The following is a 20,536-nucleotide window of genomic DNA, read 5'->3' as shown; positions in this document are numbered from 1 at the left end:
AGGACTCAGGCGCGCGCTACCGTCGCCTGGGGCGAGAGGCGGTCGACCAGCGGACGCCATGCGGCTTCCTTGCGCTTGCGTTTGAGGTAGGTGTCGAAACCGATCTGCACGCCGACGAACAGGTAGACGAAGGGCTGGAAGGCGATGCCGACGAACGCGCCGCCGACCAGATAGAGGAAGTGACTATGTTGGAGCGCCGTCGCCAGCGGCGCGATCCAGCGGTCCTTGCCATCCGCATCGCGATAGCGGCGGCGGATGATCTCCATCCGGAACAGGCCGGAAAAGTGGAGGATCAGCCACATGGCAAGGCCGGGATAGCCCTGCTCGCCGAGCATCTCGAAATAGCTGGAGTGGAAGGCGCGGCCGGCATCATATTCGGCGGTGGTCTGCGTGCTCTGCACGCCGCCGCTGCCGCTCGTCTTCACCAGATCGATCTTCAGCTTGTTCTGGCGATAGGCTTCGAAGCCGCCGCCGAGCGGGTGCGATTTCGCATATTCCCAGGTCCACCGCCATACGGCGAGGCGGGTCGAGGCGGATTGATCGCCCTGATAGCCTTTGATCGTGTCCATGCGGCTCGTGTAGCTCGAAGGCAGCATGGGGATCGCCGCCAGGCCGGCAAGGCCGAGCAGCACGACATAGCGTCCCTTCTTTTTCACCACCCGCAGCATCAGCACCGACAGGAGGCCCGCACAGATCAGGCCGGTGCGGGCCTGCGTGCCGATCGGGATCAGCAGGCAGGCGAAGGTCAGCGCGACACCGAACAGACGCACCCGCCAGTCGGGAGGAAAGATCGTGCCATGCTGCATCAGCCAGAAGATGACCGGGATGATCGCGATGGCAACCGTCGAGATGATGCTGCCTTCGTAGAGGCCGCTATTATTGTCGACCATCAGGTTCAGCGCGCCGTAGCCGCCGCCCGAGGCCAGCGTCTTTATGCCGCCGACAATCACGATCGAGGCCGCGCACAGGATCATGAACAGTAGCAGCGCCTCGAAGCGGAGCTTGGTACGCAGGGTCAGCGGCAGGAAGATGGCGAAGACCAGCGCCTTCCACACCCATGACCATTTATCGAGGGCTTCCACGGGAAAATCGGCATAGCGGGTGGTATAGCCTGCCCACAGCAGCAGCAGGAGGAGGAGCCCTTGGCGCGGCGCCATGCGCACGTCGCGCTTGTTGTCCGTCGCCGCCCAGCCGCCGATGGCGAGCAGGAAGGCGATCAACGAAATCGGCACGCTATTCAGCAGATAATAGCAGATGCGCTGTGGCGAGACGATGTCGATATAGACATAGGCAAGCACGAACAGGAACGGACGCTTGAAGCCGAACCCGAACAGCGCGCACAGAAAGCCGATCAGTGCAAGGTCACGCACGCGGCGGCTGCTCCCGCTTCACGAACCCGCGTTCGATCGGCTCGGCATCGTCGTCATTGAGGTCCGGGCGGTGAATCAGCCGCCACGCCGCGATCAGCAGCAGGGCGTGGGTGATCGCCAGCGAGAGTGTGTCGATCATCGGTCAGTTCTTCTCCCGCGCGCGGATTCGATATCCCGGGCTAATGCATTCGGGTTGACGTGCCGTTAAGGCTTGTGATGGCATAAGGGGCTTCATGATCCAACGGGGTGACATTCGGAACGAGGGGACGCAGCTCCGGGTGCTGCATATCCTGGATCATAGCTTGCCGCTGCATTCCGGCTACACCTTCCGCACGCGCGCCATCATGAAAGCGCAGCTCGGCCGCGGCTGGTCGGTGGCGGGGCTCACGGGCGCGCGCCATACCATGACCGGGCCGGATCCGGAAACGGTGGACGGCCTGACTTTCTTCCGTACGCCGAAGCCGGCTGAGGCGCGCTCGCCGCTGCGAGAATGGCGGGAGATCGCCGCGCTTGCTGCACGGCTGGATGCGCTGATCGACGAATGGAAGCCGGATCAGCTCCATGTCCATTCGCCGGTACTGAACGCGATGGCCGTGTTACGCGTCGCCCGGCGGCGCAAGCTGCCGGTCATTTACGAGATTCGCGCTTTCTGGGAGGATGCGGCGGTCGGCAACGGCACCGGGCGCGAAGGATCGCCGCGCTATCGGCTGACCCGCCTGCTCGAAACCCGCGCGGCGCGCGCTGCCGACGCAGTGGCGGTGATCTGCGAAGGCCTACGCGGTGATCTGATCGCGCGCGGAATCGCGGCGGACAAGATCATCGTGTCGCCGAACGGCGTCGATCTCGAGCTGTTCGGCGATCCGCCGCCGCCCGATGCGGCGCTGGCCGCGCAGCTCGGCCTCGAGGGAAAGGAGGTGGTCGGCTTCATCGGCTCCTTCTACGATTATGAGGGGCTCGACGATCTCATCTCCGCCATGCCGCGGCTGGTGGAGCGGCGTCCCGACGCGTGCCTGCTGCTCGTCGGCGGCGGCCCGATGGAGGCGGCGTTGCGGGCCCAGGCTGAAGCCTCGCCGGTGGCCGATCGGATCCGTTTCGTCGGCCGTGTGCCGCACGGCGAGGTGGAGCGCTATTATGGTCTTGTCGATATCCTCGCCTATCCGCGCAAGGCGATGCGGTTGACCGATCTGGTGACGCCGCTGAAGCCGCTGGAAGCGATGGCGCAGAAACGGCTTGTCGCCGCGTCGGACGTCGGCGGCCATCGCGAGCTGATCGAGCATGGCGTCACCGGCACGCTGTTTCCGGCGGACGATCCGGCGGCGCTCGCCGATTCGCTGGCCGATCTTTTCGCAAATCGTGCGATCTGGGAGGAAAGAAGAACGGTTGCGCGAGCATTTGTCGAGCGCGATCGTAACTGGTCCTCAAATATTTCGCGTTACGTACCCGTTTATCAAAAGCTGACAGGCAAGGCTCTGTGATGGTTGCAATCGCTAAGAAACTGGCGGAATCGAAAGGTGGTCTGCCGTTCGCGGTGTTCGTCGCCATGCTGATGGGCGGCGCGGTGGCATTCGTGTCCATCGCCATGCCCACGCCGCTGTTCGAGCGGCTGGTGGTGATGAGCAGACTCCCGCTGATCCTGCCTCCCGCCGAACCGCCGCTGGGCTTCACCGCCCGCACGCTGCTGGCCGTCGTCACCGGCCTCCTGGCCTTCGGCGTCACCCTGGCGGGTTTGCGGCTGATCGGCCGTAAGCCGAAACCGCGCCGCAAGCCGGAGTTCGTCTTTGCGCCCGAACCGGAAGAGTTCGCAGCGAAGACGCCGGCCGAACGCATCTTCCGGGAGCGCGAGCCCGAGCCTCTGCTGAAGGATAAGCCGCGCCTGCGCCGGGCGGACAGCCATCCCGATGCGCCGCCGCGCCGGCCGATCTTTGCCCAGGAGGATCTGGGCGAATCCTTCGATACGCTGGGTGATAGCCTGAACGAACTGCGGCTTGATCCCTATGAACTGCCTGGCGCGGCCGCGATGGAGCCCGAGCCGTCGACACCTGAAACGCCTGTCATTATCGATCACGAGCCGATCGCCAAGCGCTGGGACATTGAGCAAGAGGCCGAATCGCTGACTCCTGCCGAAACGCCGCAGCCTGCCGTTGAGCCCGCGCCGGCCGTCGCGGCCGCGCCGAAGCCGTCCACCCTCGACGTTGCGCCGGCGGATTTCGTCGCTTCGGCAGTCCCGCCGCGCGCCGAGAAGGCGGCTGCGAAGCCGGAGCCCGCGCGCACGGATAATGCCAGCATCGAGGATCTCGTCTCGCGCTTCGAGGCCGGCCTTGCCCGCCGCGCGACCCGTTCGGGCAGGACGATGCGTCCGTCGGCGACCATCCAGTCGATCCCGACGACCGGCGCGCCGGACGATATGGACGATGCCTTGCGCGACGCACTGGATCAGCTCCGCCGGATGACCTCGCGGGGCTGACGGCTGCACATGTGCGATGGCGCGATCCGAAAGACGCTTTAACGGCCCTGGCTGCGATCCATAAGCCAGAGCAATAGCGCGATAGCCACGCCGACGGCGGTTCCGCAGAATATGCCGATCGTCGGCTGGCCGACTTTCGTACCGATCACCGCACCAGCGAGCACGGACAGGGCGATGAAGGCGCCGGAGGCGCGGGGCGGTCGAGAATCGGACATGGGCGCGGCTAATGCCACCGCTTTGCGGAGGACGCCAGCGCGGGGCCGGGGCATGGGTCTGCGAACACATCGCTAAGCCATGGTTCAGCATCCCCATTTCCGCGGCATCGCCATTTTCTTCGCTTCTCACGCGGAATCGGGCGCCAGGTGGACAAGCTTTCGGGCCACGCCGCCGCCTCCGGCTATTTTCCGCGCTGGCGGGGTGGGAATGGCGGCGCTAGGACTCCTTCCATGTTCGTATCGCTGCGCTCTGGCGCCGCCCAGCTTATAGTCGTTGCGGCGCTTGCGTGTGGACCTGTGGGGGCGCAGCAGGCGGCGCCGGTCGATCCGGCGCGGGCGGAGCCGTCGTCTACTCTCGATCCTGCCTCGCCGATGCAGGCGATGCCCGATATCGGCGTCGATTGGCCGGATCTCTCCGCGCCCGACGCGCCGCCGGCCGGCGCGACCGGCCAGGCCCAGTCCGCCGCGACCACCGATACGTCCGCCGAAGAACATTATGACGTTGCGCTGGAGGGGGTTTCCGGTCTCGGCGCCGATCAACTGCACGCCCGCTTCGATGCGCTTTCCGCGCTCGTGCAGAATAAGAACAAGAATGCCAACGTCGCGCAGATCAATCGCCGGGCGCGCGATGACGCGGATCTGCTGCAGGAACTGCTGCGCGCCTATGGCTATTATGATGCGTCGGTTGAAACGCGCATCGATCCGGCCGGGCCGGGGCGCGTCACGGTCACGCTGACCGCCGATCCCGGCCAGATCTATCGTTTCGCCACTGTGGATCTGCCGGGGCTAGAAGGAGCGGGCGCCAAGGCGGACGCGATCCGCACCGCTTTCGGCATCAAGCCGGAGGATCCCGTCTCGGCAGACAAGGTGACGGCCGGCGCGGTCAATCTGAAGGTCGCGCTCGGCAAGCAGGGTTTTGCCTTCGCGACCGTGGACGAGCCGAAGGTCACGATCGATCACGATACGCATTCGGCGACACTCAGCATGGCCGTTCATCCGGGCGGTTCGCAGCGCTTCGGCCAAATCCGGATCGAAGGGAAGAAGCTGTTCGATGCGCGCCATCTTTCGCGCATCGCGCGTTTTCATCCCGGCGATCCCTATGACGCCTCGAAGCTCGACGATTTCCGTCGAGCCCTCATTCAGACCACGCTCGTCTCCGCCGTCCAGCTGACGCCGCAGCCCGGAAGCCAGCCCGGAACCACCGACATCGCCGTGAAGCTGGAGCCGGCGCCCAAGCGAACGATCGCGGCTGAGGCGGGGTATGGTACGGGCGAGGGTGCCCGGCTGGAGGTGAGCTGGCAGCATCGCAACCTCATCAAGCCGGAAGGTGCCGTCACCTTCCGGGGCGTCGCCGGCACGCGCGAACAGTCGCTGGGCGCCACCTTGCGGCGATCCAACTATAAGGCGCGGGATCGCGTGCTGACCGCGCAGATCGTCGCGAGCCACAGCAAGCTCGATGCCTATGACGCGAAGACCTTCACGGTGGGTGTGGGGCTGGAGCGGCAGACCAACATCATCTGGCAGAAGAAATGGACCTGGTCGATCGGCACCGAGTTCCTCGCCTCGGACGAGCGCGATCAGGACATCTCGACCGGCCTGCCGCAGCGCCGCACCTTCCTGATCGCCGCGGTGCCGACCACGCTCAGCTATGACGGGTCGGACGATCTTCTGAACCCGAGCCGCGGTTTCCGCCTTGCCGCGCGGCTCTCGCCCGAGGCTTCGCTGCAGAATGGCGCCTTCGGCTATGCCAAGCTGCAGCTCGATGCCAGCGGCTATCTCCCGGTCGGCAAGCGTGTCGTCTTCGCCGGCCGCGTGCGGGCGGGGTCGATCATGGGCGCCAGCCGGGATCGCATTGCGCCGTCCCGCCGCTTCTATTCGGGCGGTGGCGGATCAGTGCGCGGCTACGGCTATCAGGATATCGGCCCGCGGGACGTGAACAACGATCCGGTGGGCGGCCGCAGCCTCGCCGAATTCGGCGTCGAGGCGCGGGTGCGCTTCGGCAATTTCGGCGTCGTGCCGTTTCTCGACGGCGGAAATCTCTACACGCAGACGCTGCCGCGTTTCACCGGTCTGCGCTACGGCGCGGGCATGGGCGTGCGTTACTATACCAGCTTCGGTCCGATCCGCGTCGACGTCGGCACGCCGGTGAACCCCCAGAAGGGCGACGCACGGGTCACCGTCTATGTGTCGCTGGGGCAGGCCTTCTGATGGAGCAGCAGCCGGTGGCCGAGCCGTCCCGCCGGACGCGCTGGTTCTCCTGGATCCTGCGCTTGCTCGCCGCGCTGGCGGTTATGTTCGTCTTCGTGCTGTGGGCGATCGATACCAATCCCGGGCACCGTTTTCTTGCCGATCGCATTGCCGAATATAAACCGTCTTCGGGACTGCGCATCCGCGTCGGCCGTATCGACGGATCCATCTGGAGCCGTGCGCAGCTCCGTGACCTGCGCCTTTACGACACGCGCGGGCTGTTTCTCGAGGTGCCGAGCATCGAGCTGGACTGGCGGCCGACCGCCTGGATCGCCAACCGCCTGCATATCAATCGCCTGTCGGCGGATCTGGCGATGCTGGATCATCTGCCCAGGCTGCACGAGACGGACAGCAAGGGGCCGATCCTGCCTGGTTTCGACATTCACGTCGGCGCCCTGCACGTCGCGCGCCTGCGGCTCGGCAAGGCCGTGGCCGGCGAAGTCCGCGTGGCGACGCTCGATGCACGGGCGGACATCCGGCATGGCCGGGCGCTGATCGATCTCAAGGCAGGCGTCTCCGGCAGCCGCGATCGGCTGGCGCTCCTGCTCGATGCCGAGCCGGATCGCGGCCGCTTCGATCTGGAGGCGTCGCTGCACGCACTCGCCCGGGGTGCGATCGGGGCGATGCTCGGCACCGAGCGGCCGATCGAGGCGCGAATCACCGGTGACGGCAATTGGGCGCAATGGAAGGGATCGGCACGCGTCGACGTCTCTGGCCTGCGCATCGTCGATCTCGGCCTCGGCGTGCATCAGGGACGCTATTCGCTCGGTGGCGTGCTCACCCCCGCGCCGATCACCAGCGGCAAGAAGGCGCGTCTCACCGCGCCGCGCGTGGTGGTGAAGGGAGAGGCGACGCTCGCCGGCCGCCGGCTCGACGGCACGCTGGCCCTGCGCTCAGCCGCGGTGGCGCTGACTGCCAAGGGTGTCATCGATCTTGCCGAAAACGGCTTCGATCCGGTGACGGTCGATGGACAGTTGCTCAAACCCGAGGCGCTGTTCCCTAATATGAGCGGCAGCGGCATCAAGCTGCACGCCACGTTCCGGGGGCCGTTCCAGACCGCCGCGTTCGATTATCTCCTGTCCGCGCCGCGCTTCGCCTTCGATCAGACCGGGTTCGAGGACGCACGCGCCAGCGGCAAGGGGCATCTTTCTGCCCCACCGGTCTCGCTGCCGATCCGCTTCGTCGCCCGGCGGGTCACTGGCGTCGGCAGCGTCGCTGGCGGCATTCTCGGCAATCTCACCGTCGATGGCGTGCTCAAGGTCACCGGCAAGACGCTGAGCGGCGAGGGGCTTTCCTTGAGCTCGGACAAGCTCAAGGGCAAATTGGCGCTGCTCGTCGATCTCGTCGGCGGCGATTATACCGTCACCCTGTCGGGACAGCTCACGCGCTATTTCATCCCCGGCCTCGGCATCGTCGATGTGATGACCGATCTGAAGGTGGTGCCTGGCGCGGGCGGCCACGGCTCGCAGGTGGTCGGACGCGGGCGGGCTTGGGTCCGCCGCTTCGACAATGTCTTTCTGCGGTCGCTTGCCGGGGGGCTGCCGCAACTCGAGACGGCGCTCGTGCGCGGTCCGGATCAGATGCTGTTCTTCAACGGTCTCAAGCTCACCGCCCCTGCGATCCGCATCACCGGCAAGGGGCAGCGCCGCCGTGACGGCAGCTTCGCCTTCAAGGGCTCGGGCGAGCAGAGCCAATATGGTCCGTTCGATATCGTTCTGGACGGTAACATCTCCCGACCCAAGATCGATCTGGTCCTTGCCCATCCGGTCGATGCGCTCGGCCTCAGTGCGGTGAAGCTCGGCCTCGATCCGACGCCCCAGGGCTTTGCCTGGCGGGCCTCGGGCCAGTCTGCGCTGGGGCCGTTTACCGGCAACGGCCAGATCCTGCTGCCGTCCGGCCAGCCCGCGACGATCGAGGTCGCCACGCTCGACGTGTCGGGCACGCGCGCCAGCGGGTCGCTGCGATCCGATCCCGGTGGCTTCACCGGCCAGCTCGCCGTGCTGGGCGGCGGTGTCGACGGACGGCTGCTGTTCAGCCCGCAGAGGGAAATCCAGCGCATCGAGGGGCATCTCACCGCCCGCAACGCGCGCTTCGAAGGGACGCAACTCATCAGCGTGCAGCGCGGTGCGCTGGATGGCGTCGTGCTGCTCGATCCCGCCGGTATATCGGTCGATGCGACCGCGACCGCGCAGAATCTGCGCCGTGGCCAATTCTCGGTCGCGCGGCTGGCCGGCAATGTCAGCCTGCGTGCTGGCCACGGTACGGTGAAGGCTTCGCTCGCCGGATCGCGCGGACGCAGTTTCGAGCTGCAATTGCTCGGCACGGTCGATCCGGGTCGGGTCAGCCTGACCGGGCAGGGTACCATCGATCGCAAGCCGATCAAGCTTACCACGCCGGCGGTGTTCACGCGCGAGGAGACTAGCTGGCGGCTGGGCTCGACCTCACTGCAATTTGCCGGCGGCTCGGCCACGCTTTCCGGTCTGTTCGGCGGAACGGCCAATCAGGTGGATGCGCAGCTCGATCGCATGCCGCTTTCCGTGCTCGATATCGGCTGGCCGGCGCTCGGCCTTGGTGGCTATGCCAGCGGCAAGTTCAGCTACAGCCTGCCCAAGGGCAGTGCGCTCCCCGCCGGCCGGGCCGATCTCGTCATTCGGGGGCTCACCCGGTCGGGACTGGTCGTTTCGTCCAAGCCGATCGACGTCGGCGTCGCGGCAGTGCTGCAGGGCAATGCCGCGGCTGCCCGCGCCGTGATGGCCAGCGGCGGCCAGACGATCGGGCGGGCGCAATTCCGCCTGGCCCCCCTATTGGATGGTGGCGATCTGGGAACGCGCCTCTTCGGCGCGCCGCTGTTCGGCCAGATGCGCTATCAGGGTCCGGCCGACACGCTCTGGCGGCTGACCGGCATCGAGACGATCGACCTGTCCGGCCCGATCGCGATCGGCGCCGACATGAGCGGCACGCTGGGCGATCCGCGCATCCGCGGCTCAGTCCGCACGATGGGCGCGCGTCTCGAGAGCGGCGTGACCGGCACGGTGATCACCGGGCTCAACGCCAGCGGTTCGTTCGACGGATCGAAGCTGGTCATTCCGCGCTTCGACGGCACGACGCCGAAGGGTGGGGTGGTCAGCGGCCAGGCCAGCTTCGATCTCGCGGCGCGCAACGGCTTCGGCATGGATGTCACGCTGCAGGCCAATCGTGCCGTGCTGCTCAACCGCGACGATATCGGCGCCACCGTCACCGGCCCGCTGCATATCAGTTCGGACGGCTCGGGCGGCCTGATCTCCGGCGCGGTGACGCTCGACAAGGGGCTGTACCGGCTCGGCCGCGCCGCCGCGGCACAGGTGCCGCAGCTTACCGTCGAGGAGGTCAATCGCGACGTCGACGAGGCTGGCGAGGCGATGCGCGCCCGCAAGCCCTGGGCGCTCGACATCACCGCGAAGGCGCGCAACCAGCTCGCCGTCACCGGACTCGGCCTCGATAGCGAATGGCGCGCCGATCTCGCCATCAAGGGGCGCGTCGACAATCCGGCGATCTCGGGCCGGGCCGATCTGGTGCGCGGTGGCTATCAGTTCGCCGGCCGCCGCTTCGATCTGCAGCGCGGCGCGATCCGCTTCACCGGCGCCGCGCCCCCGGATCCCGTGCTCGACATCGTCGCCCAGGCGAATGTGCAGAGCGTCAATGCCACCATCCAGGTGACGGGCACAGGCCTGCATCCGGAGATCTCCTTCACCAGCATTCCGGCATTGCCGGAGGATGAGCTGCTCTCTCGTCTGCTGTTCGGCACGTCGATCACCAACCTGTCCGCTCCCGAGGCGCTGCAACTCGCCGCCGCCGTCGCCTCGCTGCAGGGCAAGGGCGGCGGGCTCGATCCGATCAACGCGGTCCGCAAGGTGGCCGGGCTCGATCGGCTGCGTATCCTGCCGGCGGATGTGAGCACCGGACAGCACACGTCCATCGCGGCAGGCAAATATGTGACGCGCAAGACCTATGTGGAGCTGATCACCGACGGGCAGGGCTATTCGGCGACGCGGATCGAATTCCAGGTGACGCGTTGGCTGTCGCTGCTCTCGAGCATCTCCACACTGGGCCGGACCAGCGCCAACGTCCGGATTTCGAAGGATTATTAGACGTAGAAAATCTGGTGCCGGCTTGATCCTAAGCCGCCACCGGCGGCGCATGGTGCGCGTGGAACAGCTTGCCCTTTTCGGTTATCAGCACGATCACCAGAGCGGTGAAGCCGAAGCACAGGAAACCCAGCGCCATTGGCAGCGACGTGCCGTCGAAGCTCTGGCCGACGATCAGGCCGAGCACCGCGCCGCCCACCGTCGAGATGGTACCCTGTATTGAGGAGGCGGTGCCGGCGATGTGGCCCATCTCCTCCATCGCCATTGCGCTGAAATTGGATCCGGCAAGGCCCATGCACCCCATGATCGCGGCCTGGCAGAGCGAGAAGAGCAGCAGTGATTCATGGTTGGTCAGGATTGCGGCCACATGGATCGCGGATACCGAAATGAAGCCGCACAGCGCGCTATGCGAGATGCGCCGCGTGCCGAACCGCTCGACGATGCGGGAATTGAAATAGGCCGCTGCGCCCATCGTGCCCGCCGCGCAGGCAAAAATCACCGGAAAGAGATGGCGCGCGTGAAAGGTCTCGTCGAACAGCTGCTGCGCCGAATTGAGGAAGCCCATCATCGCGCCGAACATGCAGGCGGAGGCGACCGCATAGCCGATCGAGCTCCGTGTCGTGACTACCTGCCGGATCGCGCCGATCAGCACCGCGGGCGAGATCGGGATGCGATATTCCGGGTGCAGCGTCTCCGGCAGCTTGACGCCCACCCAGATCAGCATGGCGAGGCCGTAGAGCGCGAAGATCACGAAGATGCTCTCCCACGGGAAGGCCAGCATCACGATCTGGCCGAAGCTCGGCGCCAGGATCGGCACGGCGAGCAGCACCATGAAGGAGAGAGAGGTAATCCGCGCCATCTGGCGGCCCGAATAGCAGTCGCGCACGATCGAGACCGCCAGCACGCGCGATCCGGCGGCGGCGACGCCCTGCAGCCAGCGCGCGATCACCATCATCTCGAGCGAGGTGGCGAAGGCGGCCATGATGCTTGTCAGCACGAACAGGCCCATGCTGAGCATCACCACCGGCTTGCGGCCATAGCGGTCGCCGAGCGGGCCGTAGAATATTTGCGCGGTGCCCAGGCCGAACATATAGGCCGAGATGATCCATTGTCGTTGGTTTTCGACGGTCACGCCCAGCGAGTGGCCGATTTCGGGTAGCGCGGGCAGCATGGTGTCCGTACCGAGCGCGTTCACCGCCATCAGCGAGGCGATCAGGAACACGAAAGTGCGAAATCCCATGTCGAGATCCGGCGCGCCGCGATCGCGCGTGGGGGCGTTACTCATGGGAAAGACTCGTACGACAGGAAATGAGGCCCCCAATTAAGTGCAGGGCAGCAAAGATCAACCCGCCAGGCCGTCGCCATAGCCCATCGCGGTTTCCGAAACGGGAAAGGGCGCCGGCCTTTCGGCCGACGCCCCTTCATCGGAGACGCGCGTGCGTCAGGCCGAATAATACATGTCGAACTCGACCGGGCTCGGCGTCATTTCCCAACGGGCGACTTCCGGCCACTTGAGCTCCATGTAGGATTCGATCTGGTCCTCGGTGAACACGCCGCCCTTGGTAAGGAACGCGTGGTCGGCCGCCAGGCTCTCGAGCGCTTCGCGCAGCGAACCGCAGACGGTGGGAACCTGCGCCAGCTCTTCCGGCGGAAGATCGTAGAGGTTCTTGTCCATCGCCTCGCCCGGATGGATCTTGTTCTCGATGCCGTCCAGACCCGCCATCAGCAGCGCCGAATAGCAGAGATAGGGGTTCGCCATCGCGTCCGGGAAGCGGAACTCGACGCGCTTCGCCTTGGCGCCCGAGCCGTACGGAATACGGCAGGAGGCCGAGCGGTTGCGAGCCGAATAGGCCAGCAGCACCGGTGCCTCGTAACCCGGCACCAGCCGCTTGTAGCTGTTGGTGGTCGGGTTGGTGAAGGCGTTGAGCGCCTTGGCGTGCTTGATCACGCCGCCGATGAAATAGAGGCAGGTCTCGCTGAGGCCGGCATAGCCGTCGCCGGCGAAGAGCGGCTTGCCGCCTTCCCAGATCGACATGTGGGTGTGCATGCCCGAGCCGTTGTCTTCCTTGATCGGCTTCGGCATGAAGGTCACGGTCTTGCCGTAGGCCTGCGCCACCTGCCACACGACATACTTGTAGATCTGCATGCGGTCGGCAGTGGTGACGAGCGTGCCGAAGGTCAGGCCGAGCTCATGCTGCGCAGCCGCCACCTCATGGTGGTGCTTGTCGCAGGGCAGGCCCATCTCGAGCATGGTCGAGACCATCTCGCCGCGGATGTCGACGGCGGAGTCGACCGGCGCGACGGGGAAGTAGCCACCCTTGGCACGCGGACGGTGACCGAGGTTGCCGCCTTCATAGTCCTTGCCGGTGTTCGTCGGCAGCTCGATATCGTCCAGCTTGTAGTAGCTGGTCGAGTAGCTGGTCTCGAACTGCACGTTGTCGAACATGAAGAACTCGGCCTCGGGGCCGACATAGACGGTGTCGCCGAAACCGGCCGACTGGACATAGGCCTCGGCGCGCTTCGCGGTGGAGCGCGGGTCGCGGGCGTAGAGCTCGCCGGTCGACGGCTCGACGATGTCGCAGACCAGGATCAGCATCGGCGTTGCCGAGAACGGATCGATCCACACCGCGTCGAGATCCGGCTTCAGGATCATGTCGGATTCGTTGATCGCCTTCCAGCCCTCGATCGAGGAACCGTCGAACATGAAGCCCTCGTTGAGCTCATCTTCGCCGACGACACCCGAGACCATCGACAGGTGCTGCCACTTGCCCTTGGGATCGGTGAAACGAAGATCGACCCATTCGATCTCCTTGTCCTTGATCATTTTCAGAACATCAGCCGCTTTATTGGCCATTGTGTCGCCTTCCTCGTTTAGATGACTTCCGCGAAGCGCGGCCGGTTCGCCGCCCTTCGCGCCCTTTTGCCCATGACGCGACCTAGATCGCGTCCGCTCCCTTCTCCCCAGTCCGGATGCGCAACGCATTTTCGACGGGGATCACGAAGATCTTTCCGTCGCCGATGCGTCCGGTCTGCGCAGCGCCCGCAATGGCTTCCACCACGCGATCGGCCAGACTGTCGTCGACAACCACCTCGAGCTTCACCTTAGGCAGGAAGTCCACGATATATTCCGCACCGCGGTAAAGCTCGGTGTGCCCTTTCTGCCGGCCGAAGCCTTTAGCTTCGGTGACGGTGATGCCGGACACGCCCACGTCGTGGAGTGCTTCCTTCACCTCATCCAGCTTGAACGGTTTGATGATCGCCTCGATTTTCTTCATGTCCGCTCCATTCCCCCGGCGAGCGCCGTCGCGCGTTCTTCAATAAGCGTGCCAGATTGCGAGTTGCAAGGACGCGCAGAAAATCGGGCGTTAAGCAATGCTGCACTGCCAAAAAACAGGGCAGAAAAAGATACGTTGCCTGATTATTGGGCATCAACTTCGCGCGACGAGACGAGGAATGACAGGATGGTAATCGAAACCGACTCCGAAATCGCCATCGGCCGCGACTCGTGGCTGATGCCGCCGGACCTCCGCGCGGCCTCCGTGGCGCAGCGCGAAATGGCTGAGGCGGCGGAGCAGGCGGATCGTTTCGGACCGCTCGGCGTCATCGCGGGCGTCGACGTCTCGATGCGCTGGCGGGACACGCGCGGCCCCGTCCACGCCGCGATCGCGCCGCTGCGCTGGCCGGAACGCGAGGCTCTACCCCCGGCCGTGGTTACGCAGATCCCGCGGATTCCCTATGTACCGGGCTATCTCGGCTTCCGCGAGGTGCCTGCGCTCGCTGTCGCGTGGCGCGGACTGCCTGAAAAGCCTGGTCTCGTCCTGGTGGACGGCCACGGCCGCGCACACCCGCGCCGCTGCGGTATCGCGGTCCAACTCGGCCTCGTTCTGGACGTGCCGACGATCGGCGTCGGCAAGACGATCCTGTGCGGCCGGCCCGAGGGGGAGCTCGGAGAATCGCCGGGAGACAGGGTGCCGCTGGTCGATCGCGGCGAGCAGATCGGCGTCGCGCTGCGCACCCGCATGCGGGCGCGGCCGATCTATGTCAGCACCGGTCATCGCATCTCGCTGGAGAGCGCGATCGCCTGGGTGCTGGATTTATGTGCAGGACGCCGCCTGCCGCTGACCACCCATCTGGCGCATGACGCCGCCAATGCGGAACGGGTGCGCTATGCTGCAGCTCAGCTATAAGGCGGCGCGTCGAGGCCCGCAGGGCTCTTGGTGAAGATTTCGCAGCCGTCCTCGGTGATGCCTACCGAATGCTCGAACTGAGCGGAGAGGCTGCGGTCGCGGGTGACGGCCGTCCAGCCATCGTCCAGCACCTTCACGTCGGGTCGGCCGATGTTGATCATCGGCTCGATGGTGAAGAACATGCCGGGCCTGAGCTCCGGGCCGGTGCCCGGACGGCCGACATGCACCACCTCGGGCGAATCGTGGAAGACGCGACCGAGGCCGTGGCCGCAGAAATCCCGCACCACGCCGTAGCGGTGCCGCTCCGCGAAGCTTTGGATCGCGTGGCTGATGTCGCCCAGGCGATTGCCGGGCTTCGCCTGCGCGATGCCGAGCATCATCGCTTCGTAGGTGACCTCGACGAGACGGCGCGCCTTGATCGGCACGTCGCCGATCAGGAACATGCGACTCGTGTCGCCGTGCCAGCCGTCCACGATCACAGTCACGTCGATATTGACGATATCGCCGGATTTCAGTGTCTTGGGCCCTGGAATGCCATGGCAGACGACGTGGTTGATCGACGTGCAGAGCGATTTCGGAAAGCCGCGATAGTTGAGCGGCGCGGGCACCGCACCTTCGCGGATGATGTGCTCGTGGGCGATCCGGTCGATCTCCTCGGTGGTCACGCCTTCCACGACGTGCGGCACCAGATTGTCGAGCACCTCAGCCGCCAGCCGCCCTGCGCGGCGCATGCCCTCGAAGCCTTCCGGGCCGTAGAGCTTGATCGCGCCGGTGCGCTCCGCGGCGGCGGAATCCGTCATCGTGATATAATTGGTCATGATCCCCATATAGCGTGCTCCGTCCGGCTTTGCGAGCGGCCCTTGCCGCGTTATGGCCTCATGCCATGGCAAACGAGCGCATTTGGACGGCCGGTCTCCTGGTGATCGGCGACGAGATTCTGTCGGGCCGCACGCAGGACAAGAATATCTCGCAGGTCGCGCTCTGGCTGAACCTGCAAGGCATCCGGCTTGCCGAGGTCCGCGTGGTGCCGGACGTGACCGATGCGATCGTGGAAGCGGTCAATGCGTTGCGCAGGCGCAACGACTATCTCTTCACCACGGGTGGCATCGGCCCTACCCATGACGATATTACCGTCGATGCGATCGCGGAGGCGATCGGGGTACCGGTAATCATCCATCCTCGTGCACGCGCCGCACTCGAAGGCTATTATCAATCACGCGGTGGCCTCACCGAGGCACGTATGCGCATGGCCCGTGTGCCCGAGGGCGCCGAGCTGATCGAGAACAGTATGTCGGGCGCGCCCGGCATCCGCCACGGCAACATCTTCATCCTCGCGGGGGTGCCGCATATTGCCGGCCTCATGCTGGAGGCGCTGTCCGGCAAGCTGGAGGGCGGCCGGCCGCTCATCTCCCGCGTGGTCGGCTGCTGGGTACCCGAGAGCGAGGTGGCCGACATGCTGGCTTCGATCGAGCGCGCCTTCGAAGGCTGCCAGATCGGGAGCTACCCTTTCTTTCGGGACGGCCGCGTAGGCGCCAATTTCGTGATCCGGTCCACCGATGCGGAGCGGCTCGATGCCTGCGCGGCTGCGCTGATCGCTGCGCTCCATGCCGCCGGCCGGGAAGGCGTGATCGACGGTATCTGACGCATGGCGCGCATCCTGCTCGGTTGGGAACTCGGAGCAGGGCGCGGCCACGCGGTACGCCTGACGCGGCTCGCCCGTCGGCTGCGCGCGCACGGGCACCGCCCGATTCTTGCACTGCAGCAGGTCGGCGCTCTGCCGGAGGACGTGGCGGAGATATTGCAGGCCCCGCTTTGGCCGGGCCAGATCGTCACGCTCGCTCGCCGCGCCGCGGGGCCGCCACGTGGCATGGGCGACATTTTGGCGACGCTCGGCCTAGGCGACATCGCGGCCATGACCGGGATGCTGCGCGCCTGGGATGGGCTGATCGGCGCGGTCCGTCCCGATGCCGTCGCGGCCGAATTCGCGCCTGGGCTGATGATGGCCGCGCACGGCAGGGTGCCGCTGCTGGCGTTGGGCAACGGCTTCTCTCTGCCGCCGGCGAATCTCGATCATTTTCCCGCGCTCGGCGCCGATGCCCCGCGCGAGCCGGAGGAGGCGCTACGCGACCGGCTCAACGTCGCCCGCGCCGCCTGTGGCCGGTCTCCGCTTGCCAGCTTGCCGGCGCTGTTCGCCAGCGATTGCGCGTTGGTGTCCACCTTTGTCGAGCTCGATCCCTATCGCGCATGGCGCCCGACGGGCCATGGCGCGCCGGTGACGGATGGACCGGTGCCCGCAGCAGGTGAGGGCAAGGAAGTGTTCGTCTATCTGTCCGAACCGGCGCGGTTGCCGGCGGCGTTTCTCGACGGTCTCGCCGCTTCGGGCCTTGCCGTCACGCTCCACGTTCGCGCTCTGTCTCCCGCGGAGGCGGCCGGCCTGGCGGCGACAGGCTTCCGGATCGAGCCGCTGCCCGTGCCCTTCGCCCGGATCGTCGGCGAGGCCGGGTTGCTGGTTTCGCAGGGTGGCCTCGGCTTCGTGAGTTCGGCGCTCATCGCTGGCCTGCCGCAGCTGATCCTGCCGTTCGACATGGAAAAGAGTCTTACCGCTGCCGCGATCACCGGCCTCGGTCTCGGCGAGACCGTGGAGGCGGGGCGGTTCGATGCGCAAAGCTTCGGCGCGACGCTCCGCCGGCTTGCTGGCGACTCCGTCCTGACGAAACGCGCGCGAGCAGCCGCGCCCCGGTTTCGCGCGCGCCTTGCCCGAAATGCGCAGGATGAGGCCATGGCCGCGATCGAGGAACTGCTGCGTCGCTGACGCTGGTCAGTGCGCGGTCGGCGCTTCGCGCCGGTAGCCGAGACGCAGCAGCATCAGCAGCGCGACCAGCCCGGCGACCGCCGCGATCGCGAAGGCTGCGCCGGGAAAATAGACCGGCGCTGCCTTGCTGGTGAAATAGGCGAGGGCCGGATTGAGCAGCATGGGCGCCAGGATCGAGGCGATTGCGCCGACGCTCTGGTTGAAGCCCTGCAGTTCGCCCTGCGCATCATTCGGCGCGCGGGTCGACATCATCGCGCTCAGCGCGGGCCCTGCGATCGCCTCGCAGCAGGTAACCGCCATGATCGCGAAAGCCATCCAGCCCTGCGTGGAGAGCATATAGCCGACGAAGCTCACCACGCCGATGCCCATGCCTAGGAGCGCGGCGCGCCATTCGCCGATCGCGCTGACGATCCGGCCCATCAGCAGCGTCTGCACCAGCACCATGGTGATGCCGACGAAGGCCAGCGACGCACCGATCATGCCCGACGACCAGCCGTAGCGCGCGATTGCGAAATAAGCCCAGGTTGCGGGGTAGACCATATGCGCGATCATCCAGAAGAAGTTCACCGCGGCCAGCGGCAACACGCCCTGGATGGATCGCAGCGAGATGAGCGCGCCCAGCGGATTGGCGCGGCGCAGATCGAACGGGCGACGGCGCTCGGCAGGCAAAGTCTCGGGAAAGAGGAAGCTGCCATAGACGAAGTTGAGCGCGGAAAGCGCGGCTGCGGCATAGAAGGGCGCGCGGGGGCCGAGTTCGCCGAGCAACCCGCCGATTGCAGGCCCGACGATGAAGCCGGTGCCGAACGCCGCGCCGACGAAGCCGAATACGCGCGCGCGCTCCTCCGGCCGGCTGATATCGGCGAGCGCGGCCTGGGCGGGGCCGAAGGAAGCGCCGAAGATCCCAGCCAGGGCGCGGCCGAGAAACAGCCAGCCGAGGCGGGGTGCGACCGCCATCAGCAGATAGTCGATGCCGAGCCCGGCCATGGCGGCCAGCAGCACCGGCCGGCGGCCGTAGCGATCGCCGAGATTGCCCATCAGCGGACCGCAAAGAAATTGCAGCAGCGCATAGATCGCCGCCAGCCAGCCACCGATACCAGTCGCCTTGGCGAGGCTGACATGGCCGAGTTCCATGACGAGCCGTGGAATCACCGGCATGACGATGCCGAACCCGATCGAATCGAGGAAGATCGTCACCAAGACGAAGCGCACCGCGCTGGATCGGGAAGTCTCGGTCAACGGTTGCTCCGCCGGCCGCGGCAGCCATTGCCGCCGGCCGGTGCGTACCGGTTAGCGCCTGCGCGAGGCTTTGCCTACCGATCGGCGCTGGTTTGATGCATCATCACCGCGATGAGCGCCCCCAGCTTCACACGCCGCGGCATCCTGGCCGGTCTTGCCGGCGCGGCCGGATTTCCGTCGCTTGCCTCAGCTGCCCGATCGCTACGCCCTGCCGCGGCGCTGACCGCCGCCGCCCGCCGGCAGGTCGGCGTGACGCTTGCCTATGATCCGGGCTATACCGCGCTGGCTTTCCCTGATGGCGACGTGCCGCGCAGCCGCGGCGTATGCACCGATGTGGTGATCCGCGCCTATCGCGATGCCTTCGGGCTCGATCTCCAGGCGCTCGTCAACGCCGATATGCGCCGCGCCTTCGGTGCCTATCCGCGGCGATGGGGGCTCGTTGCGCCGGATCGCAGCATCGATCATCGCCGCGTGCCCAATTTGCAGACCTTCCTGGCGCAGCAGGGCGCGCGCCTGCCGGTTCCTGCCGATCCCGAGGCATGGCGACCGGGCGACATCTTCACCAGGCTGATCGGCGGTCGGCTGCCGCATATCGGCATCGTCTCGGATCGGCGGCCCGGCGGGCGGCCGGGATGCGTGATCCACAATATCGGCGCCGGCGCGCGGGAAGAGATCGCACTGTTCGATCATCCGCTCACCGGCCGCTACCGCTGGATACTCGACGGCTGAGCAAATTGCCTGAGAACGCGCGAGCGAGCGAGTTTCGGATCCGCTGCCGCATAATGCGCCGCCGGCGCATTTCCAGACAGGCCTGATCCGCTGCGCGAAAATTTCGGTCCGGACGGAATGAATCGTCTCTGAAATATTCTGAAATCTCAGAGAGACCCTCCGGTGCGACTCCCCTCATCCTGCTGCTGGGAGTCGCACATGGCTACAAGACGGAGAAGAAAGCGGTCTGATTGCCGCAACGGCGTTCACAGGCCGAATCCGATCACGCGGACGTCCGACGGGGACGTGCTGCGTTCGGTGTGCCGCGATTGCGGGTGCCACCTGATCCGCACCGCTGCCACGCGGCGCTGGTTCCTCAGCGGTCTTCTCGCCTGATCCTGGCCCCTGACGAACGGCCGCTCAGCGACACCGGCGCGAAGCGGCGAGCCCGCGCAGGAAACCGCGCCGTGCATAGCCCGCGCTGATCGCTTCGTTGAGGCGCCGCTCCTCGGGCGCCGCTCCGGAAATCTCGCGCACCAGCCCGCGAAACGGGATGAAGGCGTTGACCACGGATTTCCCACCCGCCTCCGCCAGCTTGCCCGCCCGGTTTTCCTTCTTTTCCGGCTTCACGTCGAAGTCCGGGCCCAGCACGTCATTGAGAGCGCGCCGCGCGCTGCCGATCTGGGCGCAGGTCTTGAGCCCGGCCGTACCGTAGGGATTATCCCGCGCCGCTTCCAGAACGGGCGGAATCTTGGTCTTGGCGAGGCCGACGTCGTGCGCCGGCTGGGCGACGATCTTGCCGCCGGTGCGTACCGTATCACGCACCCCGTCCGATTTCGGCGCTTCGCCGGACCGTTGTTGTTCCTGTTGCGGCTGTTGCTGCGCCGCTGCGGGCTTGGGCGCTTCGCCGCTGTCCTGCGCCGCGATCGCTCTTGATGCGATCAGCAGCGCCATCATTCCCGTGCCGATTGTGGCCATTCTGTTCACGACGTTGGTCTCCCCTGGCCCTTGCGGGCATTGATCGCTCGCGCCGATCGCGCTGTGGCGGCGCGCGCATAAGATGGCAGCATTGGGAACGCATGAGAAACGATCTTGATCCAGCTGGGTCTTCACGGCGGGCTCATCGGGAAAAAGGGCAATGATTGTGGCCGCGCGGTGATCGTCCCGCCACCG

At 66.2% G+C, this 20,536-nt stretch carries 17 protein-coding genes; 8 read left to right on the top strand and 9 right to left on the bottom strand.

The window, feature by feature from the left end:
* Positions 1–5 precede the first annotated feature (5 nt).
* Complete coding sequence (locus tag GQY20_RS26870; protein WP_157220250.1) at positions 6–1,370, bottom strand: putative O-glycosylation ligase, exosortase A system-associated; 1,365 nt, start codon at positions 1,368–1,370, stop codon at positions 6–8.
* On the bottom strand, positions 1,363–1,509 hold the full coding sequence (locus GQY20_RS32305; protein ID WP_198351228.1) for a hypothetical protein: 147 nt from the start codon (positions 1,507–1,509) through the stop codon (positions 1,363–1,365). Before GQY20_RS32305 ends, GQY20_RS26870 begins: the two co-directional genes overlap by 8 nt.
* A 94-nt stretch (positions 1,510–1,603) precedes the next feature.
* Here GQY20_RS32305 and GQY20_RS26865 point away from each other — a divergent pair, with 94 nt between their 5' ends.
* Both GQY20_RS26865 and GQY20_RS26860 read left to right on the top strand, forming a co-directional pair.
* Positions 1,604–2,845, top strand: coding sequence for a TIGR04063 family PEP-CTERM/XrtA system glycosyltransferase (locus GQY20_RS26865; protein ID WP_157220249.1), 1,242 nt, complete (start codon positions 1,604–1,606; stop codon positions 2,843–2,845).
* Complete coding sequence (locus GQY20_RS26860; protein ID WP_157220248.1) at positions 2,845–3,834, top strand: hypothetical protein; 990 nt, start codon at positions 2,845–2,847, stop codon at positions 3,832–3,834. The genes GQY20_RS26865 and GQY20_RS26860 overlap by 1 nt, the downstream gene beginning before the upstream one ends.
* Positions 3,835–3,872: 38 nt before the next feature.
* On the opposite strand, the gene GQY20_RS32300 is transcribed toward GQY20_RS26860, so the two are convergent.
* Entirely contained in the window at positions 3,873–4,049 is a 177-nt protein-coding gene (locus GQY20_RS32300) for a hypothetical protein (RefSeq protein WP_198351227.1), read from the bottom strand.
* 231 nt (positions 4,050–4,280) lie between these two features.
* Here GQY20_RS32300 and GQY20_RS26855 point away from each other — a divergent pair, with 231 nt between their 5' ends.
* Together GQY20_RS26855 and GQY20_RS26850 are read left to right on the top strand one after the other, a co-directional pair.
* Positions 4,281–6,257, top strand: coding sequence for an autotransporter assembly complex protein TamA (locus tag GQY20_RS26855; protein WP_157220247.1), 1,977 nt, complete (start codon positions 4,281–4,283; stop codon positions 6,255–6,257).
* A complete protein-coding gene (locus tag GQY20_RS26850) occupies positions 6,257–10,423 on the top strand; it encodes a translocation/assembly module TamB domain-containing protein (protein ID WP_157220246.1) in 4,167 nt (1,388 codons plus the stop codon). The genes GQY20_RS26855 and GQY20_RS26850 overlap by 1 nt, the downstream gene beginning before the upstream one ends.
* 28 nt (positions 10,424–10,451) lie before the next feature.
* Here the strand turns inward: GQY20_RS26850 and GQY20_RS26845 are convergent, their stop codons facing one another.
* The 3 genes from GQY20_RS26845 to GQY20_RS26835 form a co-directional block, all read right to left on the bottom strand.
* Positions 10,452–11,705: a multidrug effflux MFS transporter gene (locus GQY20_RS26845; RefSeq protein ID WP_198351226.1), complete on the bottom strand. Its 1,254-nt coding sequence runs from the start codon at positions 11,703–11,705 to the stop codon at positions 10,452–10,454.
* A gap of 156 nt (positions 11,706–11,861) precedes the next feature.
* Positions 11,862–13,274, bottom strand: coding sequence for a type I glutamate--ammonia ligase (glnA, locus tag GQY20_RS26840; protein WP_157220245.1), 1,413 nt, complete (start codon positions 13,272–13,274; stop codon positions 11,862–11,864).
* A gap of 82 nt (positions 13,275–13,356) precedes the next feature.
* The gene (locus GQY20_RS26835; protein ID WP_157220244.1) at positions 13,357–13,695 is read right to left on the bottom strand and encodes a P-II family nitrogen regulator; all 339 of its coding nucleotides are present in this window, start codon (positions 13,693–13,695) and stop codon (positions 13,357–13,359) included.
* Between the two features lie 186 nt (positions 13,696–13,881).
* On the opposite strand from GQY20_RS26835, the gene GQY20_RS26830 reads away from it, so the two are divergent.
* On the top strand, positions 13,882–14,607 hold the full coding sequence (locus GQY20_RS26830) for an endonuclease V (protein ID WP_157220243.1): 726 nt from the start codon (positions 13,882–13,884) through the stop codon (positions 14,605–14,607).
* Here GQY20_RS26830 and map read toward each other — a convergent pair.
* On the bottom strand, positions 14,598–15,425 hold the full coding sequence (gene map, locus GQY20_RS26825; protein ID WP_157220323.1) for a type I methionyl aminopeptidase: 828 nt from the start codon (positions 15,423–15,425) through the stop codon (positions 14,598–14,600). The two genes, GQY20_RS26830 and map, sit on opposite strands and share 10 nt — an antisense overlap.
* Before the next feature lie 65 nt (positions 15,426–15,490).
* Here map and GQY20_RS26820 point away from each other — a divergent pair, with 65 nt between their 5' ends.
* Positions 15,491–16,249 (top strand): competence/damage-inducible protein A, encoded by a 759-nt coding sequence (locus GQY20_RS26820; protein ID WP_157220242.1) that lies wholly within the window; start codon positions 15,491–15,493, stop codon positions 16,247–16,249.
* Positions 16,250–16,252: 3 nt separating this feature from the next.
* Positions 16,253–17,419 carry a glycosyltransferase gene (locus GQY20_RS26815; RefSeq protein ID WP_157220241.1) on the top strand — a complete coding sequence of 389 codons (1,167 nt, stop codon included), beginning with the start codon at positions 16,253–16,255 and terminating at the stop codon, positions 17,417–17,419.
* 6 nt (positions 17,420–17,425) lie between these two features.
* Here the strand turns inward: GQY20_RS26815 and GQY20_RS26810 are convergent, their stop codons facing one another.
* Entirely contained in the window at positions 17,426–18,655 is a 1,230-nt protein-coding gene (locus GQY20_RS26810) for a TCR/Tet family MFS transporter (RefSeq protein WP_232476274.1), read from the bottom strand.
* Between the two features lie 111 nt (positions 18,656–18,766).
* Between GQY20_RS26810 and GQY20_RS26805 the strand changes: the two genes are divergently transcribed.
* Positions 18,767–19,384: a DUF1287 domain-containing protein gene (locus GQY20_RS26805; protein WP_157220240.1), complete on the top strand. Its 618-nt coding sequence runs from the start codon at positions 18,767–18,769 to the stop codon at positions 19,382–19,384.
* Between the two features lie 399 nt (positions 19,385–19,783).
* Here GQY20_RS26805 and GQY20_RS26800 read toward each other — a convergent pair whose 3' ends face one another.
* The gene (locus tag GQY20_RS26800; RefSeq protein ID WP_157220321.1) at positions 19,784–20,341 is read right to left on the bottom strand and encodes a hypothetical protein; all 558 of its coding nucleotides are present in this window, start codon (positions 20,339–20,341) and stop codon (positions 19,784–19,786) included.
* Between the last annotated feature and the right edge of the window lie 195 nt (positions 20,342–20,536).

Source organism: Flavisphingomonas formosensis (assembly GCF_009755815.1).
In the GTDB taxonomy this organism is placed as follows: Bacteria; Pseudomonadota; Alphaproteobacteria; order Sphingomonadales; family Sphingomonadaceae; genus Flavisphingomonas; species Flavisphingomonas formosensis.
Note: the sequence above shows the minus strand (reverse complement) of the source record. Positions and strands in the feature narration are given on the sequence as shown.

Bases quoted from the DNA above. Each gene is read 5' to 3' on its own strand.
- GQY20_RS32305 (WP_198351228.1), bottom strand. From the start codon at position 1,509: ATGATCGACACACTCTCGCTGGCGATCACCCACGCCCTGCTGCTGATC.
- GQY20_RS26865 (WP_157220249.1), top strand. From the start codon at position 1,604: ATGATCCAACGGGGTGACATTCGGAACGAGGGGACGCAGCTCCGGGTG.
- GQY20_RS26860 (WP_157220248.1), top strand. From the start codon at position 2,845: ATGGTTGCAATCGCTAAGAAACTGGCGGAATCGAAAGGTGGTCTGCCG.
- GQY20_RS32300 (WP_198351227.1), bottom strand. From the start codon at position 4,049: ATGTCCGATTCTCGACCGCCCCGCGCCTCCGGCGCCTTCATCGCCCTG.
- GQY20_RS26855 (WP_157220247.1), top strand. From the start codon at position 4,281: ATGTTCGTATCGCTGCGCTCTGGCGCCGCCCAGCTTATAGTCGTTGCG.
- GQY20_RS26850 (WP_157220246.1), top strand. From the start codon at position 6,257: ATGGAGCAGCAGCCGGTGGCCGAGCCGTCCCGCCGGACGCGCTGGTTC.
- GQY20_RS26845 (WP_198351226.1), bottom strand. From the start codon at position 11,705: ATGAGTAACGCCCCCACGCGCGATCGCGGCGCGCCGGATCTCGACATG.
- glnA (WP_157220245.1), bottom strand. From the start codon at position 13,274: ATGGCCAATAAAGCGGCTGATGTTCTGAAAATGATCAAGGACAAGGAG.
- GQY20_RS26835 (WP_157220244.1), bottom strand. From the start codon at position 13,695: ATGAAGAAAATCGAGGCGATCATCAAACCGTTCAAGCTGGATGAGGTG.
- GQY20_RS26830 (WP_157220243.1), top strand. From the start codon at position 13,882: ATGGTAATCGAAACCGACTCCGAAATCGCCATCGGCCGCGACTCGTGG.
- map (WP_157220323.1), bottom strand. From the start codon at position 15,425: ATGACCAATTATATCACGATGACGGATTCCGCCGCCGCGGAGCGCACC.
- GQY20_RS26820 (WP_157220242.1), top strand. From the start codon at position 15,491: ATGGCAAACGAGCGCATTTGGACGGCCGGTCTCCTGGTGATCGGCGAC.
- GQY20_RS26815 (WP_157220241.1), top strand. From the start codon at position 16,253: ATGGCGCGCATCCTGCTCGGTTGGGAACTCGGAGCAGGGCGCGGCCAC.
- GQY20_RS26805 (WP_157220240.1), top strand. From the start codon at position 18,767: ATGAGCGCCCCCAGCTTCACACGCCGCGGCATCCTGGCCGGTCTTGCC.
- GQY20_RS26800 (WP_157220321.1), bottom strand. From the start codon at position 20,341: ATGGCCACAATCGGCACGGGAATGATGGCGCTGCTGATCGCATCAAGA.